17 protein-coding genes and 4 tRNA genes are annotated in these 18034 nt (G+C 47.7%); all 21 read right to left on the reverse strand.

Annotation, left to right across the window (positions count from 1 at the left end; translation table 11 throughout):
• The 21 genes from QZV24_RS02525 to rlmN all read right to left on the reverse strand — a co-directional run bounded on the left by QZV24_RS02525 (position 1) and on the right by rlmN (position 18034).
• Positions 1-77, reverse strand: a tRNA-Met gene (locus tag QZV24_RS02525).
• A gap of 7 nt (positions 78-84) precedes the next feature.
• Positions 85-160, reverse strand: a tRNA-Thr gene (locus tag QZV24_RS02530).
• 11 nt (positions 161-171) lie between these two features.
• Positions 172-247 (reverse strand) — tRNA-Met (locus QZV24_RS02535).
• Positions 248-262: 15 nt separating this feature from the next.
• Positions 263-347: transfer RNA gene (locus QZV24_RS02540), tRNA-Tyr, on the reverse strand.
• A 116-nt stretch (positions 348-463) separates the two neighbouring features.
• On the reverse strand, positions 464-1756 hold the full coding sequence (locus QZV24_RS02545; RefSeq protein ID WP_294519689.1) for a DEAD/DEAH box helicase: 1293 nt from the start codon (positions 1754-1756) through the stop codon (positions 464-466).
• Between the two features lie 85 nt (positions 1757-1841).
• On the reverse strand, positions 1842-3464 hold the full coding sequence (locus QZV24_RS02550) for an ABC-F family ATP-binding cassette domain-containing protein (RefSeq protein ID WP_290657771.1): 1623 nt from the start codon (positions 3462-3464) through the stop codon (positions 1842-1844).
• A 53-nt stretch (positions 3465-3517) separates the two neighbouring features.
• Positions 3518-4300: a glucosaminidase domain-containing protein gene (locus tag QZV24_RS02555; RefSeq protein WP_294519692.1), complete on the reverse strand. Its 783-nt coding sequence runs from the start codon at positions 4298-4300 to the stop codon at positions 3518-3520.
• A 28-nt stretch (positions 4301-4328) separates the two neighbouring features.
• A complete protein-coding gene (locus QZV24_RS02560; protein ID WP_294519697.1) occupies positions 4329-5579 on the reverse strand; it encodes a hypothetical protein in 1251 nt (416 codons plus the stop codon).
• A 30-nt stretch (positions 5580-5609) separates the two neighbouring features.
• The gene (locus QZV24_RS02565; protein ID WP_294519700.1) at positions 5610-6608 is read right to left on the reverse strand and encodes a lysylphosphatidylglycerol synthase transmembrane domain-containing protein; all 999 of its coding nucleotides are present in this window, start codon (positions 6606-6608) and stop codon (positions 5610-5612) included.
• The gene (gene hpnK / locus QZV24_RS02570) at positions 6601-7455 is read right to left on the reverse strand and encodes a hopanoid biosynthesis-associated protein HpnK (RefSeq protein ID WP_294519703.1); all 855 of its coding nucleotides are present in this window, start codon (positions 7453-7455) and stop codon (positions 6601-6603) included. The genes QZV24_RS02565 and hpnK overlap by 8 nt, the downstream gene beginning before the upstream one ends.
• A 16-nt stretch (positions 7456-7471) precedes the next feature.
• Complete coding sequence (gene folE2 / locus QZV24_RS02575; protein WP_294519705.1) at positions 7472-8260, reverse strand: GTP cyclohydrolase FolE2; 789 nt, start codon at positions 8258-8260, stop codon at positions 7472-7474.
• Between the two features lie 13 nt (positions 8261-8273).
• Positions 8274-8957 carry a 7-cyano-7-deazaguanine synthase QueC gene (gene queC / locus QZV24_RS02580; protein WP_294519712.1) on the reverse strand — a complete coding sequence of 228 codons (684 nt, stop codon included), beginning with the start codon at positions 8955-8957 and terminating at the stop codon, positions 8274-8276.
• 27 nt (positions 8958-8984) lie between these two features.
• Entirely contained in the window at positions 8985-9632 is a 648-nt protein-coding gene (gene rpe, locus QZV24_RS02585; protein WP_294519717.1) for a ribulose-phosphate 3-epimerase, read from the reverse strand.
• Positions 9632-10528: a ribosome small subunit-dependent GTPase A gene (rsgA, locus tag QZV24_RS02590; RefSeq protein ID WP_294519720.1), complete on the reverse strand. Its 897-nt coding sequence runs from the start codon at positions 10526-10528 to the stop codon at positions 9632-9634. Before rsgA ends, rpe begins: the two co-directional genes overlap by 1 nt.
• A gap of 19 nt (positions 10529-10547) precedes the next feature.
• Positions 10548-12335 carry a Stk1 family PASTA domain-containing Ser/Thr kinase gene (pknB, locus tag QZV24_RS02595; protein ID WP_294519723.1) on the reverse strand — a complete coding sequence of 596 codons (1788 nt, stop codon included), beginning with the start codon at positions 12333-12335 and terminating at the stop codon, positions 10548-10550.
• Between the two features lie 11 nt (positions 12336-12346).
• On the reverse strand, positions 12347-13744 hold the full coding sequence (locus QZV24_RS02600) for a penicillin-binding protein 2 (RefSeq protein ID WP_294519724.1): 1398 nt from the start codon (positions 13742-13744) through the stop codon (positions 12347-12349).
• Positions 13734-14993, reverse strand: a complete 1260-nt coding sequence (locus QZV24_RS02605) for an FtsW/RodA/SpoVE family cell cycle protein (RefSeq protein WP_290657751.1) — start codon at positions 14991-14993, stop codon at positions 13734-13736. Before QZV24_RS02605 ends, QZV24_RS02600 begins: the two co-directional genes overlap by 11 nt.
• A complete protein-coding gene (locus tag QZV24_RS02610) occupies positions 14983-15705 on the reverse strand; it encodes a Stp1/IreP family PP2C-type Ser/Thr phosphatase (RefSeq protein WP_294519728.1) in 723 nt (240 codons plus the stop codon). Before QZV24_RS02610 ends, QZV24_RS02605 begins: the two co-directional genes overlap by 11 nt.
• Entirely contained in the window at positions 15702-16157 is a 456-nt protein-coding gene (locus QZV24_RS02615; RefSeq protein ID WP_290657747.1) for an FHA domain-containing protein, read from the reverse strand. The genes QZV24_RS02610 and QZV24_RS02615 overlap by 4 nt, the downstream gene beginning before the upstream one ends.
• 1 nt (position 16158) lies before the next feature.
• Positions 16159-16908, reverse strand: coding sequence for an FhaA domain-containing protein (locus QZV24_RS02620; protein WP_294519733.1), 750 nt, complete (start codon positions 16906-16908; stop codon positions 16159-16161).
• Positions 16909-16990: 82 nt separating this feature from the next.
• Positions 16991-18034 (reverse strand): 23S rRNA (adenine(2503)-C(2))-methyltransferase RlmN, encoded by a 1044-nt coding sequence (gene rlmN, locus QZV24_RS02625; RefSeq protein WP_294519736.1) that lies wholly within the window; start codon positions 18032-18034, stop codon positions 16991-16993.

Genomic DNA, 18034 nt, shown 5'->3' on the forward strand with positions numbered 1-18034 from the left:
TGGTGGCTGCGAAGAGACTTGAACTCCTGACACTCCGGGTATGAACCGAATGCTCTAGCCAGCTGAGCTACGCAGCCATATATATGGAGCTGATAACCAGATTTGAACTGGTGACCTCATCCTTACCAAGGATGCGCTCTACCGACTGAGCTATATCAGCATACCATGCTTTGGTTGCGGGAAGAGGACTTGAACCTCTGACCTTCGGGTTATGAGCCCGACGAGCTACCGACTGCTCCATCCCGCGATGATAAGATTAAGATGGTGGGCAGGGATGGATTCGAACCATCGTAGCCTACGGCGACGGATTTACAGTCCGTTCCCTTTAACCACTCGGGCACCTACCCAATCTTTACTTTAACAGCGCACTTCAGGACCCGTTTGATGTCCTTCGTGTTTCCCGCTGACAGGTATAGATAATACCATCATTTTTTTTATTTGTAAAGCACTTTTTTAAAAAATTTTATTTTTTCCCTTTAGCCCGGTCCCGCAGGCGACGGCTTCTGGTATTACGCCCCTTGTGGCTGCTCCCCTTCCGGTTGGCATATTTGCTCTTGGCCTGTTTAGCCTGTTTCTTTTCCTCCTGCTGCCGTTTCTGAGCCAGCTGCTGCTCCCGTTTTTCCCGCTTCAGTCGTGAAGCCAGGCTACGGGTAGACATATCCTTTTGAATATGATTTTTGATCCCCGCCTCTATCTTGCGCAGCATATTATACTGACGAGCATTGACGAAGGTGATGGCCACTCCCTGCTGACCGGCCCGGCCGGTTCTCCCTATGCGGTGAATATAGCTTTCCGTATCCTGAGGAATATCGTAATTGAATACATGGGTAACCCCTTCAATGTCCAGGCCCCGGGCGGCTATATCAGTGGTTACCAAAATCTGCAGCTTGGCCTGACGGAACTTTTTCAGCACATTGGTGCGCTGCAACTGGGTCAATTCACCATGCAGTTCATCCGCCAGATAGCCCCTTTTGGCCAGAGCCATAACCACCTGAGACACCCGGCTGCGGGTAGAACAGAACACCATAGCCAGATAGGGCTGCTCTTCGTTGATCAACTCGCACAGTTTATCCAGCTTGGAGCTTTCCACCGTGTCAATCACTCGCTGCTTGATGGTATCCAGCGTAATATGCTCTGCCTTGATTTCAATATGCTGTACCTGAGTCATATAGCGGTGGGCCAACGACTTGATCCGATCCGGCATAGTAGCCGAAAAGAGCATAATCTGCCGATCCTTGGCCATGGTGGATAAAATTACCTCCACATCCTCAATAAACCCCCGCCGCAGCATTTCATCCGCTTCATCCAGAACGATCTTATTGGCAGTGGTCAAATTCAGGGTACGACGCCGCAGATGGTCCAGCAGACGGCCTGGGGTTCCAATTATTACCTGGGGATCCCGCCCCAGCTTCTGCTTCTGCCGTTCAATATCCTGTCCCCCGTAAATGGCCAGAGAACGAATGCCGCTGACCTTATCCAATGCACCGGCCACTTTGGCAATCTGCAGAGTTAATTCTCTGGTTGGGGTAATGATAATAGCCTGCACATTATTGGCCTGAGTCTTTATCTTGTCATACAGCGGCAACAGAAACGCCAGAGTTTTTCCCGTACCGGTCTGGGCCTGCACAATGGTATCCCGCCCATTTCTAAGGGCTGGGATAGCTTCTTCCTGTACACGGGTAGCCTCCTTTATGCCCATCTTCTGCAGAGCACCGCACAACGCCCCAGAAACGCTTAATTCTTCAAAGGTTTTCATAACTTATCCCTTCCGATTATCTTTCTAATACAAAAGGGGATGTGACAAAATGATTTCTCACTTTATCCCATCTCCTTTCATTAAATTATTTATTCGCGTACATTTCCTTCAGTCTGGCCTGCAGCTCTTCATCCGCCAGGAAATCATCATAAGTAGTAAACTTATCAAATACCCCACCAGGAGTAAGTTCAATTATGCGGTCAGCAATAGTCTGAACAAACTCATGGTCATGCGATGTAAAGAGCAGGGTTCCCTTGAAGGCAATCAGGCCATCGTTAAGGGCGGTAATTGACTCCAAATCCAGATGGTTGGTCGGTTCGTCCATCAGCAGTACATTGGCCCCGCTGAGCATCATCTTGGACAGCATACAACGAACTTTCTCACCACCGGAAATTACTGAAGCCTTTTTTAGGCTTTCCTCACCGCTAAACAGCATTCGTCCCAGAAAACCGCGGACAAAGGATTCATCCGGGTCCTTGGAATATTGCCGCAACCAGTCAGTAAGGCTCAAATCACAGTTTTCAAAGTATTCGGTGTTATCATTCGGCAAATAGGCCTGAGAAGTGGTCACGCCCCACTTGAAGGTCCCCTCATCAGGCTCCATTTCCCCCATCAAAATCTGGAAAAGAGCTGTCTTTCCAGCACTGTTAGGCCCGGTGAAGGCCACCTTGTCACCCTTTTTCAGGGTAAAGCTTACATTGTCAAGAACCTTTTCTCCCTCTATAGTCTTGGAAATGCCCTCAACTATGAGCAGCTGGTCGCCAGCCTCCCGATCCGGAGAAAAGGCAATGTATGGGTAACGACGGGAAGACGGCTTGATGTCGTCCAAGGTAATTTTTTCCAACAGCTTCTTACGGGAAGTAGCCTGCTTGGACTTGGAAGCGTTCGCCGAAAATCTGGCAATAAATGTCTGAAGTTCCTTGATTTTTTCTTCCTTTTTCTTATTGGCATCCTTGGCCATCTGCAGGGCCAACTGGCTGGAATGGTACCAGAAATCATAGTTGCCTACATAAAGCTGGATTTTGCCAAAGTCCACATCCGCAATATGGGTGCAGACCTGATTTAGGAAATAACGGTCATGGGACACTACGATTACTGTATTTTCAAAATCGGCCAGAAAATCTTCCAACCATCTTATGGAAGCCAAATCCAAATGGTTGGTCGGCTCGTCCAGCAACAGGATGTCCGGATTGCCAAACAGAGCCTGGGCCAACAAAACACGCACCTTCAGATCAGGGTCCATTTCCGACATCATCTTGTTATGGAATTCCTCCGTAATCCCCAGTCCGTTCAGCAGCTTGGCCGCATCGGCTTCTGCATCCCAACCGTTGAGCTCGGCAAATTCAGCCTCCAGCTCACCAGCCCGTATACCATCCTCATCAGAGAAATCCGGCTTGGCATAAATAGCATCCTTTTCTTCCATAATATCTACCAGATGCTGGTTACCCATAATAACGGTCCGTAAAACATCATACTGATCAAAAGCAAAATGGTCCTGCTTCAGTACGGACATCCGCTCACCCGGAGTAATGTCAATGGAACCCTTGGTCGGTTCAATATCACCAGCCAAAAGCTTTAAAAAGGTGGATTTGCCGGCCCCGTTGGCCCCAATCACGCCGTAGCAGTTCCCCGGAGTAAACTTAATGGAAACATCCTTAAATAACACACGCTTACCGAACTGAAGTGTAACACCACTTGTTGTTATCATTGTAAATAAAAACCTCGCTATCTTCTTTCTATCTTAATTTATTCTATTATCTATCATGATTCCAAAATGGCATGATAATAATCCAAAATACTCTGGCCATAGCCAACACCCGGCACTGCCCAACGGCCATTCAAATCCTGCCACTCATCAAGGGTATTTTCCCCATAGGAGCTCCTTACCATCTCATAGCGGGGATCCACTACAGGCGTTGTGGGGCTCTTCGTAGACGCATAGGCCAATAAATGCTGAATGTGGGCCCTTACCCCTACTTGAGGAGTTTCAAAAAAAGCCCCCTTTACTGACGCACTGGTGGTACCAAGGCCACAATAATTGTTTTGAGCCGGAATAACTGTACCGCCATACCGGAAATAGCCGGTTTCCTTCAAGGCCTGGGCAAAGGCAATGTCCGGCCGTACCCCTTCCCGGGATGCCTCTTCATAATAGTAATCCACCAGCTTTTCCGGAGAAGTATTCAACAACGGGTGGGGATTATGCTTTAACAAATAGCGAACACACTGCTCACGGGTAGCCACAGCACCGCCCATAATGTTCATTTCATTATCGTCAGCCACCTGGACCGGCTGTTCAACAGGTTTGGCTTCCACCACTGGTTCCGGAGTTACTTCCGGCTGGGGATAAAGAATGTCGTGTATTCTCTCCTCCAGACTTTTTCGGCCGTTGGTATTAACATGGGTTGTCCCCCCCTTGGCCGTCCTTTCCACGGAAACCACCGTTTTATCCTGCGTATCCTTGGCCATGGCACTATGACTGCCAGTCAATATGGCCAACACACCTATGGCACAGGCTATGCCTAATCCCTTCTTGCTGAAATTCACCCCAAAGACCTCCCAATAGCACTATATTTTATATATTGTAGCAAAAATAAATTGCAAACATTCCTATGATGAGCCAGAACAATTTAGATAATTCCCGCCCCCGACCGGCCAAAACCATCAAAAAGCTGTATAATACAAGGCCAAAGCCAATCCCGGCAGTCAGATTCCCCCAAAGTGGAACAAGAATTATTGTAAATACCCCTGCTAAGATTGATATATTATCATTAAATGGAAAAAATTTCAAATCCATGAGGAGATAACAACCGGCCCCCATTACCACAGCCCCGGTAATTACCGGATATTTGGCCAATACCATAGCCAGGGGCGCACAAAACAGCAGCAATAACAATAAACCAGCTGATACCAAAGCCGGCCGGCCCGGATTATCGGCCTTAAATCGACAGGCTGCTGTAACCTCCGCCACGCTCAATGCTCCGCCGGAAATCATTCCCCCCAACAGGGCAGCCAATCCATTGATTTTGAGCAGTTTTTCCTCGCAGTTACCGCCCATTACCTTGCCCAAAGCCAAGCCTTCAAAAACCATGACCAAAAACACTACCAATATAGGACCAGATAAGCGAATCACTTCATTAAAGCTAACCTGAAATGCGGTATCCAACAGGCCTTCCGGCAAAGAAAACAAGTATTCCGGCAGGGAAAGAAGACCATATAAAACAGCCACCAATACCGCAGTCAGCAGTCCAGCTGACAGACCGTACTCTTTCTTATGGGAAAGAAGCCCTGTTACCACCAACAAGGATGGCAAAGCGACCCATATCAACGGATCATTCAGACTCCCCATACCGGTTATCTGGTCCGGTGCTGCAATTACCAAATGACTCATTATAAGCCCGCGGTATATCAGAAATACACCCAGCGTTGCCGGGATCACTGCTGCCAGATAATCCGGCAGGGACTCCTTCAGCCATCGGTATCTGCCACTAAAGCTCAGCAACAATACAGCCAGACCAGCCAACAATGGAACCGCCATAACCTCCTGCCAGGAAAACCCTTGCGAAATAACCAGATCGTAGCAAAGAAAGCTGTTTAAGACAATACCGGGAGCAACAACCACTGCCAGACGATAATAGGCCGCCGCAATGGTTCCCAGCAAAGCGCAAAGGACAATAACGGTAAAGGTCCCATTGTAGGGTACTCCGGCCATTTGCCACATTACCGTCGTCACCAGCACATTCACTAAAATCAGTGAAAAATTTATTATCCCGGCTATAACGCCATTGTCTATATGCTTGTCTGCAAATTTCTGAAAAGTTTTCATTGCACGCCTCAAAAATGGAAAGGAGTCAACCTACGCTGACTCCTCTTCGTCCAAATCCTTGTTCAGCACACTCTTGCCAAAGACGGTAATGGTGTAATAAAGACCAACAAAAAACGGCAGATATTCCGCTATAAAGCGCCAAGAAACGGCCAATATGCCCACCGTACCCGATGGCACACTGGAACTGAACAGATAGACAAAGCCGCCTTCGGCAATGCCGGATCCACCCGGTGTTGGCGAAAAATACAGCAGAATGTTCAAAAACATCATGCGTCCCATTACTGTCAGCCAATCCACATTGACACCCAAGCCCAGCATAAGAAACGGCACTATCATATAGATAAAAATCAGACTGAGACCTGATTCAAAGAACACCCTTACCATGGACAACGGAGATGAGGCCAACAGCTTAACTGCCGCCTTGCTGTCCCGATACATTTCTACAAATTTGCGGCTCCATTTCCGTGGCAGCTTCTTGGTAATTTTTACAGCCAGGTAATCAAAGGCATTTTTCTTGATGCCGTAAGCCAGCAATACCATCAGCACAGCCACTGAACCAGCCACATAAACCATCAGGTCGTTGGATACTCCCGGCAAAATCCCCTCGTCGTGAAGAAAAATAAACGGCAGACAACAGGCCAAAAACATTATAGATACCAAGGTTCGCACCAAAGCCAATACCGCGGCCTTTCCCCCAGGTATCCCTGCCTTACGCAAAAACATCACCTGAGCAATGGCCCCGGCCGCTGCCCCCGGCCCCAGCATAGCCAGAAAATAATTACCAAACACCACTTGAACGGCTTGTTCCAGAGTAATATTTTCGTCTGATATCCGCACCATATGCATCAATCTTGTGCCGTCCAATACAAGCCCAATAACCATGGCTAATATGGCCATAATAACCGACCATGGTTTAAACATATACAAGTTGGTAATGGTATTTATGTCAACAGTGAAATAAATAACTGCACTTGATATGAGCACAATCAGCAGGAAAAGTCCTACTATTCGTCCATAAACCTTATTCATTCAGCAACTCCTTAAAAGAGATAAGCTTTATATCATTATTCCGAATATACTCCATAACTTTAGGTGAAGTAACGGATGCCAGTTCATCCTCCCAATGATACTGCCAATCATAGCATTTATCCAGCTCGTGATTGTCAGCACCGGGATGAACCATAATCTCCGAAACGCCCTCCGGCAGACTGCGAAGGATATTTAAAAAATACTTCTCCTGCATATTGCCCCCGGCCAGCATTCCAAAAAAACAATCCGGCATATGCATATTATAGCATTTTCCCTTCCGTCGTGCCAAATGAGAACACATAGTAAGACCACATTTGGCCACCATGCGAAAGGCCTGAGTTGGATAACCACCAGTAAACAGGCAGTTCTCTCCCGGAAAACGCATTTTATCAATGTTGTATTTTCGGGCCAATTCCATACACATATCAGTAATCCCAGGCAAGGTATGCAAATGCTGGTGACTGTCAATATGGGTAATATTTAGGCCACAGGACACGGCCTTACTTATCTGGGCTTCGCACTCAGCATAAATCTGAGCCTTATCGATTTTGCCCAGCACAAAATTCTTGATAAATTCCACATGATCCCGAAAGAATTTTCCATCAGATCCCACCAAGGTAGAAACCTTATCCAAAGGCAACAACGGCCGTTCAGCCACCAATGTGAGATGAATCCCCACCCCAAGCTCCGGATTTTCTCTGGCCAGCTCACAGGCCTCCTCCACGGCGGCTCCCGTTGGCATCAGGGAAGTACTCCTAAGGCAGCCTGTCTGATAGCCTTTGATTATTGCTTTATTAACTTCGTGATGCAGGCCAAAGTCGTCTGCATTGACAATCAATCTTTTCAAATCAATTCACCTGAATTTAATCCAAATATTCTTCGTGACTGGCATAGGCACTATGGTTATGAATACTTTCAAAATTGTCACAGGCCAGTGAAAACCAGCGGAGGCCTGACAGCTTTCTCAGGGCTAGCACACCATCCCGGAGAATGTCCTCCACAAATTTAGGATTATCATATGCCTTTTCCGTAACATATTTTTCATCCTCCCGCTTTAACAGGGGATAAACCTGACAGGAAGCCTGCTGCTCCATCAACAGTACCAGATCCTCGATAAGAATGCAGTCCTTGCTGTCATCAAACCGAACCTGAACATCCATGACGCCCCGCTGATTGTGGGCACCATACTCCGATATTTCCTTGCTGCAGGGACAAAGGGAAGTATATGGCACCTTTACCCCAAGGGTAAACTGCAAACTCTCCCCTTTTTCCATATGACCGTCAAAAAAGCAATCCACATCCAAAACGGATTTCCCCCGGCTCACCGGGGCAACCCGTTCCACAAAATACTTAAAGTCAATGCGGATATCCGCTGCCTCGGCCTGCAACCGTTCCATGGCTTCCTGCAGTATTTCCGCCATTTCCGGCTCAGCAATCGGTGAGCTGGTCCATTTATTCAATATCTCCTGGAAACGGCTCATATGGGTGCCTTTGTATTCCATCGGCAATGATATGGTAAAGCTGATATTGGCCAATACCTGTTGGTAAGCCCCTTCCTTTGTCTTAATCTGAAAGGGAATATGCACATCCCGTATTCCAACCCGTTGAATGGCTATACCACGGGTATCAGCACTGTTTTGAACATCCTTCATAAAATACACCCTACTACATATTTTCATACTCAACCGGGTCAACAACCCCGGCCTCCGCAAAGCCCCGCAGCCGCAGCTTGCAACTATCACATACGCCACAAGCCTTGGCCCCACCCTTGTAGCAGCTATGGGTAAACTGTAACGGGGCTCCCAGTTGGCTCCCCAGCTGAACTATTTCCTTCTTGGACAAGTTCTGCAGTGGAGTAGCAATGCTTATAGGATGGGCATCCGCCGTACCGGCCTTGGTGGCCAGATTGGCTGTTTTCTGAAAGCTGGCAATAAATTCCGGGCGGCAATCCGGATAACCGGAATAATCCACCGCATTTACACCAATAAATACTTGATTTGCCCCAATTACCTCAGCATAGCCCATGGCATAGCTCAAAAAAATCAAGTTGCGGGCCGGAACATAGGTTATGGGTATATCCTCTGCCCCATGGTCAAAGTCACCATCCGGAACAGCAATCTTGTCATCCGTCAAGGCAGACCCACCGATTGCCTCCATATTTGTTTCTATAATTAGGTGCTTTTTAACATTATAAAATGCAGCAACCTTTTTGGCACTTTCCAACTCAATACTATGTCTTTGATGATAATTAAAACTGATGGGGTAAACCTCCAGCCCCTTGGAGCGGGCCACCGCCATACAAACAGTCGAGTCAAGTCCACCGGAAAGTAAAACTACCGCCTTTTCCATTATATAAACGACCTCCTAACCAACATATCAGTCGCAATGCAATGCCTTTATGGCCGCTGGGATATCCTGGGCCCGGTATACAGCTGAACCGGCTACCAGTACATCAGCCCCGACCTGAACCAATGCCTGACAATTATCTACAGTAACCCCGCCGTCCACTTCAATTTCAGCATGACCACCTTTTTCCACCAGCATTTTCTTTAAACGGGCAATCTTGTCCAAGGCCCCGGGGATAAATTTCTGTCCGCCATAACCTGGATTGACTGACATAATAACCACCATATCCAAATCAGGCACCAATTCCTCAATCATGGCCAACGGCGTACCCGGATTAAGGCAAATTCCCCCACGGCAGCCAGCTGCCTTGATAGCCTGAAGAACCCGATGAGGATGCTTGGCCGCCTCTACATGAAAGGTAATTATGTCCGCCCCAGCTTTGGCAAAAGACTCTATCTGGGTATCGGGATGCTCCACCATAAGGTGGACATCAAATACGGCCTCAGTAACCGGCCGCAGGGATTTTACCACTGAAGCGCCCAAAGTTATCTCCGGCACAAAGGTGCCATCCATTACATCTATATGAACATATTCTGCCCCGGCTGAAACCACTTTTTTCACTTCTGCTCCCAAGCAGGAAAAATCAGCCGATAAAATTGATGGGGCCACTTTTGTCATCAATATGCCTTCTTTCTTTCCAAAATAGTCTGTAAAATATTCAAATACGCCTCATAGCGCTCCTGACTGATAAGTCCCGCCGACAGGGCATTTTTTACGCCGCAGTCCGGCTCATGGCTGTGAGTACAGGTATTATAATAACATTTTTCCACCAAAGGCCGAAATTCCGGAAAATACTCCGCCAGCATATGTTTATCCAAATGATCCAGCTCTGCTGCACTAAAGCCCGGCGTATCAACAACTATCCCACCGGTGGATACCGGCAGCAGACAGGCCACTCTGGTGGTATGCTTCCCCCGCTTAATCTTCTCACTGATAACACCAGTGCCAAGACTCAGATTTTCATCAATGGCGTTAAGCAGGGAGGATTTCCCTACTCCGGATGGACCGGCAAATACTGTCACCTTGCCCTTCAGCAGGTCCCGTATTTCACCTATCCCCTGCCCATTATGGGCCGAAGCAAAAATCACCCTATAGCCGGCTTCTATATAAGGCTTAAAAAAATCATTGGCAATATTGGCCTGAAGGTCCAGCTTATTTATACAAATCACTATTTCCGGAATATTGGACCACTCCGCTAACACCAGAAAACGATTTAAAAGCAGACTGTTAATATCCGGGGACTTTACCGCAAAGGTAATAATAACCTGATCAATATTGGCCACTGCCGGCCGGTGAAGCATGCTCTTGCGGGGCAGGCATTGTTCAATGACGCCGGTTCCATCCCCCAGCAGGGCATATTCAACCATATCACCGGTCACCACTGCCCCCTTTTCTCTTTTGATACGCCCCCGTAAACGGCAGGAAAGAAGCTCCCCCTCTACAGTGAGAGCCTCTTCTTCTTTTTTTACATAGTAAAATCCGTTATATGTCTTTATTACTTGACCTATTGGCATATTTTATCCTTTTTCCTCATCACTCTGGCTTAAGGACCTGTTCCGGCGATGTTTTCTTGGTTCCCTGGCTTGGTGCCGTAGGCGATGTTGTGGTAGTAGTTGTAGCTGCACCACTGGAAACAGTGAGATTTACTGCCTCCCCTTCCTTGACCTCTGCCCCTGCCCCCGGGGACTGGCCAATAACCGTACCGCTAGGCTGGGAGCTAGGCTTCTGGGTTATGGAACCCAGCTTCAGCTTATTGGCCTCCAGATTGGCCTGAACACTGTCCACTGACATACCGGAATAATCCGGCAGAGCCACACCGGCCTTTTTAGGGCCCTTGCTGACTGTCAAATCCACACTCTTACCCTTGGCGATCTTGGAACCACTGCGCGGGTCCTGTGAAAGTACCGTTCCTGCCGGTTCTTTGGATTCTTCCTCATATACAGCACCAATTTTAAGGCCCATTTTCTTCAGCTTGGCTTCCGCATTGGCCCGGGACATACTCTTCAAATCCGGCATAGTCAGTTCTTCGCCACCCCGGCTTATATATATAATAACCTGTCGTTGTTCCTTAACAACAGCCCCTGCCTCCGGATATTGTGAGACAACTTCACCCACCGGCACATCAGCATCGTACTTGTCAGCAATTTTTACTCGGAGGTTTTTATCCTCCAGCATCTGTCGGGCAATTTCCTCCGAGCGGCCCACTACATTTGGTACCTCCACCTCAACGGAACTCCAGAAGTTACCATAGGACATAAATGTTCCGGCGAAAAAGCCCACAACCAAAATCAGTACCAAACCAATCATAAACTTACGGGATTTTATAATACCCTTGGAGGACTGATCGTCATCAGCCAGTGGCTCATAGCCATATTCAGCTCCTTGACGGTTATAGGTTGGTGGCGGATTATTCTGCAGCATATCCGGCGTCACCCGTGGTATCACCTGGGTGGCAAATGGATCTGGTGTCTGGACGGTGTTGGCTGCCATAGGTGTTTTTCCCCCCAGCATAGCTTGGGCCTGTTCCAAATCCATATACAGCTCGGTGCTGTCCGGCCGCATCATCGGCTCCTTATTCATAGCCTTTTCCACAATAGCCTCCAGTACTGGCGGCACAGACGGCTTTATCTGACGAATGGAGACCGGTACCTCCTGCAAATGCTTCAAGGCAATACTAACCGAGGTTTCACCATTAAATGGCAAAGTGCCGGTAAGCATTTCGTAGAGAACTACCCCCAATGAGTACACATCCGACTTGGTGGTAATAGAAGACCCCTTGGCCTGCTCCGGTGAAAAGTAATGGACTGACCCCATTACATCGCCACCATAGGTCATGGTGGATGAGGATACGGCTCTGGCTATGCCAAAATCCGTTACCTTTATATGACCATCATCCATAACCAGAATGTTATGCGGTTTAATATCACAATGAACCAGATTATTTTTATGGGCAGCTTCCAGCGCTCCGGCAATTTCCTTGGCAATGCGAACCGCTTCGGCCGGATCCAAAAAGCCCTGCTGCTGAATATATTCCTTCAGGGTTTTCCCCCCTACATATTCCATAACAATAAAATGGCTTCCCTCGTCCTCGCCTACATCATATATATTAACAATATTAGGATGGGTTAATTTTGCTGCACCCTTTGCTTCCCGATGGAATTTTTCAATAAACTCCTTATCATTGGCAAACTGTGCATGAAGAACCTTAACGGCCACAGCCCGATCCAAAAGCTGATCATGGGCCTTATAGACATCAGCCATGCCGCCACCGCCGACATTTTCCAGAATTTTATACCGTCTTGCTAAAATCCGGTCTATCATGCCATATCCTCCTATCTGTTTTTCAAAGCTATTATAATCTGACGGGCAATTGGTGCCGCTACAGCTCCACCGCCGCCACTATTTTCCACAATCACACAAAAAGCGATTTTACGCTTTGGCAGCTCTGCGGTTCCGATGAACCAGCCATGATCTGCCCCCGCTGCATTCTCCGCTGTGCCGGTTTTGCCGGTTACCCGTATGCCAGGTACCGCTGCAGCTCCGCCAGTGCCATTTTCCACTACATTTTCCATAAAGCTGCTGATAATACCAGCTCGCTGTGGTGATGTCACTTCACGCCACTTCTGTGGTGATGCTTTTCTGAGCACCAGTCCCGTTGGGGAAATCACTTCCTCCACCAAATAAGGAACCATTACTTTTCCTTTGTTCACATAGGCACTGGCCAACATTGCCATCCGAAGGGGTGTGACCAGAGTCTCCCCCTGACCGATGCCCACCTGAGCTGTATCCCCATCCCCCAACTTTAAGAACTGAGGCAGATGACACTTGCTTTCATGAAATTCACTTTCTATCGGCTCAAAAAAACCAAAGCGTTCAAAGGCATTTTCCAAGCCTTTGCCATGCATCCGCATAGCCAATGTACCAAAGGTAACATTACAGGACTGAGTCACAGCATCCTCCAGGGTTACATGATCACCGTGGACCGCTCCGTGACTTTCCCCAATATATTCATTGCCAATTTGCAGCTTGCCGGTACATTTAAAGACTTCATTCAAATCAGTCACCTTTTCATCCAAAGCTGCATCAGCAATCAAAAGCTTTATGGTAGAGCCAGGTGGGTATAGCCCTTGAGTAACACGGTTCAAAAGCGGGCTGTCTTTGCGTTCCTGCAAATCCTTCCAGCTTGATTCCACCTCAGCCGGGTCAATTGCCGGCTTGCTTACCATGGCAATAATTGCGCCGGTATCCGCATCCAGTACCACTACGGCTCCTTTATTACTCCCCAGTGCTTCATAGGCCAGCTCCTGAATATCAGCATCCACGGTCAGCTTGACATTATTGCCACGACCTGCTTGAATAGCCTGCCCGATAGGGCCTAACATCTGTAACTGCCTGGATTGACCTGTAAGATCACTGCCGGCGATATCCTCCAAACCGGCACTGCCAATTTCCTCACCCAGATAGCCGGTAACCGGGGCCGCTATTGCCCCATAAGGATAGCTGCGCTGTCCTGGTTGACTGCTAGTGGCCAATTCCTTGCCATTTATGTCCAATATATCGCCCCGAACTATGCTAAGAGCCGCATTTCCACGGGTATTCAGCGGATTGGCCAATAACGACGGCGCTGCCACAACCTGCAGATAAACAATATAGCCAAAAAGGCACAGGAAGCAGCCCATCATAAACACACTGCATTGCAGAATATATTTTTTTATATCTTTATGCCCCATTAACTCTTTCCTTCTTTGATAAAGCCAACAGCAGGCCAATCATAATGAAGCCTGAAACCATGGAACTGCCGCCGTAGCTGATAAAAGGTAAGGTAATACCCGTGAGCGGCAAAAATTTGGTGACTCCGGCGATAATGATAAACGCCTGAGTAAACAACGCAATAGAAAAACCAGCTGCCACCAGAGTGTGCAATTCCTTTTTGCAGTTCAAGGCCACCATAATGCCCCGATAAAACAACAGGACATATACCATCATTATTACAGTACAGCCCAGCAATCCAAATTCCTCCCCAATGGCAGAGAAAATGAAATCTGTATGCACCTCGGGAATGAGTCCTGGATGACCGTGAGTAAAGCCGGTTCCCCAGACGCCACCCGCGGCAAAGGCAAACAATGACTGCACCACCTGATAAGCCTGGCCCACAGCGTCCTGCCATGGATCCAGCCAAATATTAAACCTCACCTGAACATGGGAGAAAAAGGTATAACTTACCACCGCCCCCAAGCAGATAAAGCACATTGCAATAAACACATAGGATTTGCTGCCGGTGCCCATATAAGTCATAAACACCGCCATGCAGAAAAACAACAGGGCTGAACCTAAATCCCGCTGCACCACAAACATCAATATGGCTATCCCCCAAATGACCAGCAGTGGGGCAATAAATCGCAGTGGTGGCAAATCCAAAAAGAGAAACTTTTTTCTGGCTTCCTTTAACATATCCTTATGGTCGGACAGAAACGCCGCCAGAAACAGCACCAGCAGAATCTTGCCAAATTCCGATGGCTGAACGGAAAATGGTCCCAGCACCAGCCAGTTTTTGCTGCCGCCGATTTCCACTCCGAACAGCAGGGACAGGCACAATACCACCAAGGTACATATGCCTAAAATGTACTGGTATTGCATCATATTTTTAAGTTGCCGGGAAAAATACAGCACCAAAACCATGACCAGCATACCGATGATCAACCAACGAAGTTGTGGCACACAAAGTATAGGTTTTAACCGGGCCAGCATTATTATCCCAACACTGGAGAAAAACAATACCATGGGAAAAATCCATATATCATCATTAAACCTGCCCTTTATGAGAAACAGCTGAACAGCAATCCCAAGTACAGCTGCTCCCAAAGCCCAGGGTATCGGTGAATAATCTACTTTAGGGTACTGACCCAGCATAATAATTCCCAGGCCGGCAAACATAATCAAAAAATCCACTGCTATCAACAGCAGGCTTTTACTCCTCATAATATTCCACCACTATAACTGATATGTTATCCTGGCCACCGCCAGCCTTGGCTACATCTACCAATGCCCCGGCCTTATCCTGGCAGTCCGCTGCCTCAAGGATAGTTTGAATGGCCTGTAAGGTTACCATATTGGTCAATCCGTCGGTGCACAGCAAAAATACATCACCGGACTGCACCTCCAGTCGGCCGGTATCCACATTTACATCCTTGTCTACCCCAACTGCCCGCATCAATTTATGCCGATCCGGATGCTCCATGGCTTCGGCGATGGAAATGGCGCCTCTGGCCAGCAACTCCTCCACATAAGTATGGTCGACGGTAATTTTCTCCATCACTCCATTGCGCAGCCGATAAAGCCGACTGTCGCCCACATGGGCCCAAAAAGCCGTTTGCTCCTCAATATGCAGCATAGTGGCGGTAGTGCCCATCCCGTTCCGTTCCGGATATTCCCGGATACTTTCCAGAATTGCCTCATTTCCCTCCACCACAAGGGACTTCAGCCCAGTTTCATCCAGTGGCCCATAGCCAGATGATAGCTTTCGCTGAACCGTTGCCGTAAAAATATGGCTGGCTACTTCCCCGGCCACATGACCGCCCATGCCATCTGCTACCACAAACACATCCGGTGAAGCACACAATATGCTGTCTTCGTTTAGTTCTCTGACCAGACCAATATCGGTATTATGACTAACCTTTAGCAAAACTATCACCTCCCAAATTCAAATGATACAGAACCAATGGTTATTATGTCGCCGGATTGCAGATATTGCCTTCCGGTAATCGCTTGACCGTTCACATAGGTCTTGTTGACGCTGCCCATATCCTCGATGACATACAAATTGTTCAACAGGGCTATCACCGCGTGATGGTGGGATGCAAAGCTGTCGTTCAGGATAATATCATTGTCGGTTCCCCGACCGATGGAAATTTCATCGGAAAAGGCAAACCGCTGCCCTATCATGGTTGCATCCGCAGCCTCCAATACAGTCAGCACCGCTTCTTCATTGGATATTTCCGTTACAGCATATATATCCTCCCGAATTTCCCGGCTGTCTTTTGTCATAAACTTAATCAGCTTGTAGACAAAATATAGCAACAACGCCAACAGGCCATACTGGAGGATAATCCCCAGCAGCTTTATTACTATTGCAGTTCCCTGCATATCAAATCACCTCATACAGAAGCACCGTTTCCCCCACGCCGATTTCATCCCCGGGATGAAGGAGCTGGGGCAAAACCACCCGCTGTCCATTTACATAGGTGCCATTCAGACTTTCCGCATCATAAAGAATATGCCGGTGCCGCTCATAGGTAATATAGGCATGTACCCTCGATGCATTGGTATCCGTCAAAATGAAATCATTATTCACCCGACGGCCAATATAAATATTCTTCTCACCAAATTCCAAATAAGAGTCAATATCCTGTCCCTCGATAGCCAACAAACTTACTGTTTTATACTCCGTTGGCAGGTTGAGGGGTGGATTAAATTCTGACTTGTCCAATACTATGGTGTGGCACTCCATTTTCTCCGCCGGCTTTTCCTCATAAAAATCATCTTCAAACCGGCCCAAAACCTCGCAATTCCCCCTGGAAAGCTCTTCGTTGGAGTTGACAGTTATTTCCAGATGGCCATCCATAAAGCAGTCATTATTTATAACTGCCTTTTCCACCATAATATATATTTCGTCCAGGAACCGACGGGCACAAAGCCGCTGATAATCCTCCGGCGCCATTTCAATATAATACGAATTAGGCACAATAACGCCATTTTGGCTCTTGCGCCGTCTTCTGAGTATTTCCCGCTCCAGCTGCTTCATGACCTCACTAGGTTCCAAGCCACTGCTTAACTTGCGGTTGAAAAAGCCCTCTATTTTTCTTTCCAAAAAAGACTCCAAATTGCCAATAGACATATGAAAAGTCCTCCTATTCACCGTGCCAGTACACTAGCTGCCCTAATTTTACAACTTAAACCATTGCAAGTAAATACAATTATCAGCCTTCCCCAGTCAGATGCCGATTCCGCAGCTGACCACAGGCCGCCTGTATATCATTGCCCATCTCCCGCCGGACAGTAACAGTAATATGGTGCTGGTCCAAATATTGTTCAAAAGCGTTTATCCGGGCCGGAGACGGCCGGTTCCAGCCCCGTTCTGCCACTGGATTTATGGGAATTAAATTCACACTGGCCAGCTGGCCCTTCAAAAGCCCGACCAATTCCTTGGCCTGCTTCATATTGTCATTAACTCCATCAATCAAAATATATTCATAGGTAACTCTACGATGAGTGGTATCGCCATAATCCCGGCCAGCCTTGACCACCTCACTAAGAGGATATTTTCGGTTGATTGGCATAAGCTCACTTCTCAGCGCATCCTCCGGTGCATGCAAAGAAATAGACAGATTAACCGGTATCTCCTCTGCTGCCAGCCGATAAATATTTGGCACAATCCCGGAAGTGGACAGAGTTATACTGCGATAACTCATACCCAGGCCATAATCCTCATGAAGAAGCCGAATATATTTAAGCACATTATCATAATTAGTCAACGGTTCCCCGGAGCCCATGATTACGATTGTGTCTACCTTTTCCCCGGTTTGACTGAGCAGGTCGTTTATATAATAAGTCTGGGCCAACATTTCGCCAGCCGTCAGATTACGCACCATGCCATGCAGTGTAGAGGCACAAAAAGCACACCCCATATTGCAGCCGGCCTGAGAGGATACACAAATGCTGTTGCCGTATGGCTGTCGCATAAGCACCGTTTCCACACCCACGCCATCGGCGAAATTCAGCAGAAATTTTGAGGTTTTCCCATCAACCGAATCCAACTGGTCCACCCGACTGGCCCGGTCAATAACACAGCTGGCCGCCAGCTTTTCCCGCATATCTTTGGGCAGGTTCTGCATAGCATTAAAATCCGTAATGCTTTTTTTATACATCCAATCCGCCAGCTGCTTGCCCCGGAACTTGGGCATTCCCCAAGCCACAAGCATCTCAGTCAGCTCCTGTAGTGTTTTGCCAAATAAATTTTCCAT

This window comes from uncultured Anaerovibrio sp. (assembly GCA_902786545.1).
In the GTDB taxonomy this organism is placed as follows: domain Bacteria; phylum Bacillota; class Negativicutes; order Selenomonadales; family Selenomonadaceae; genus Anaerovibrio.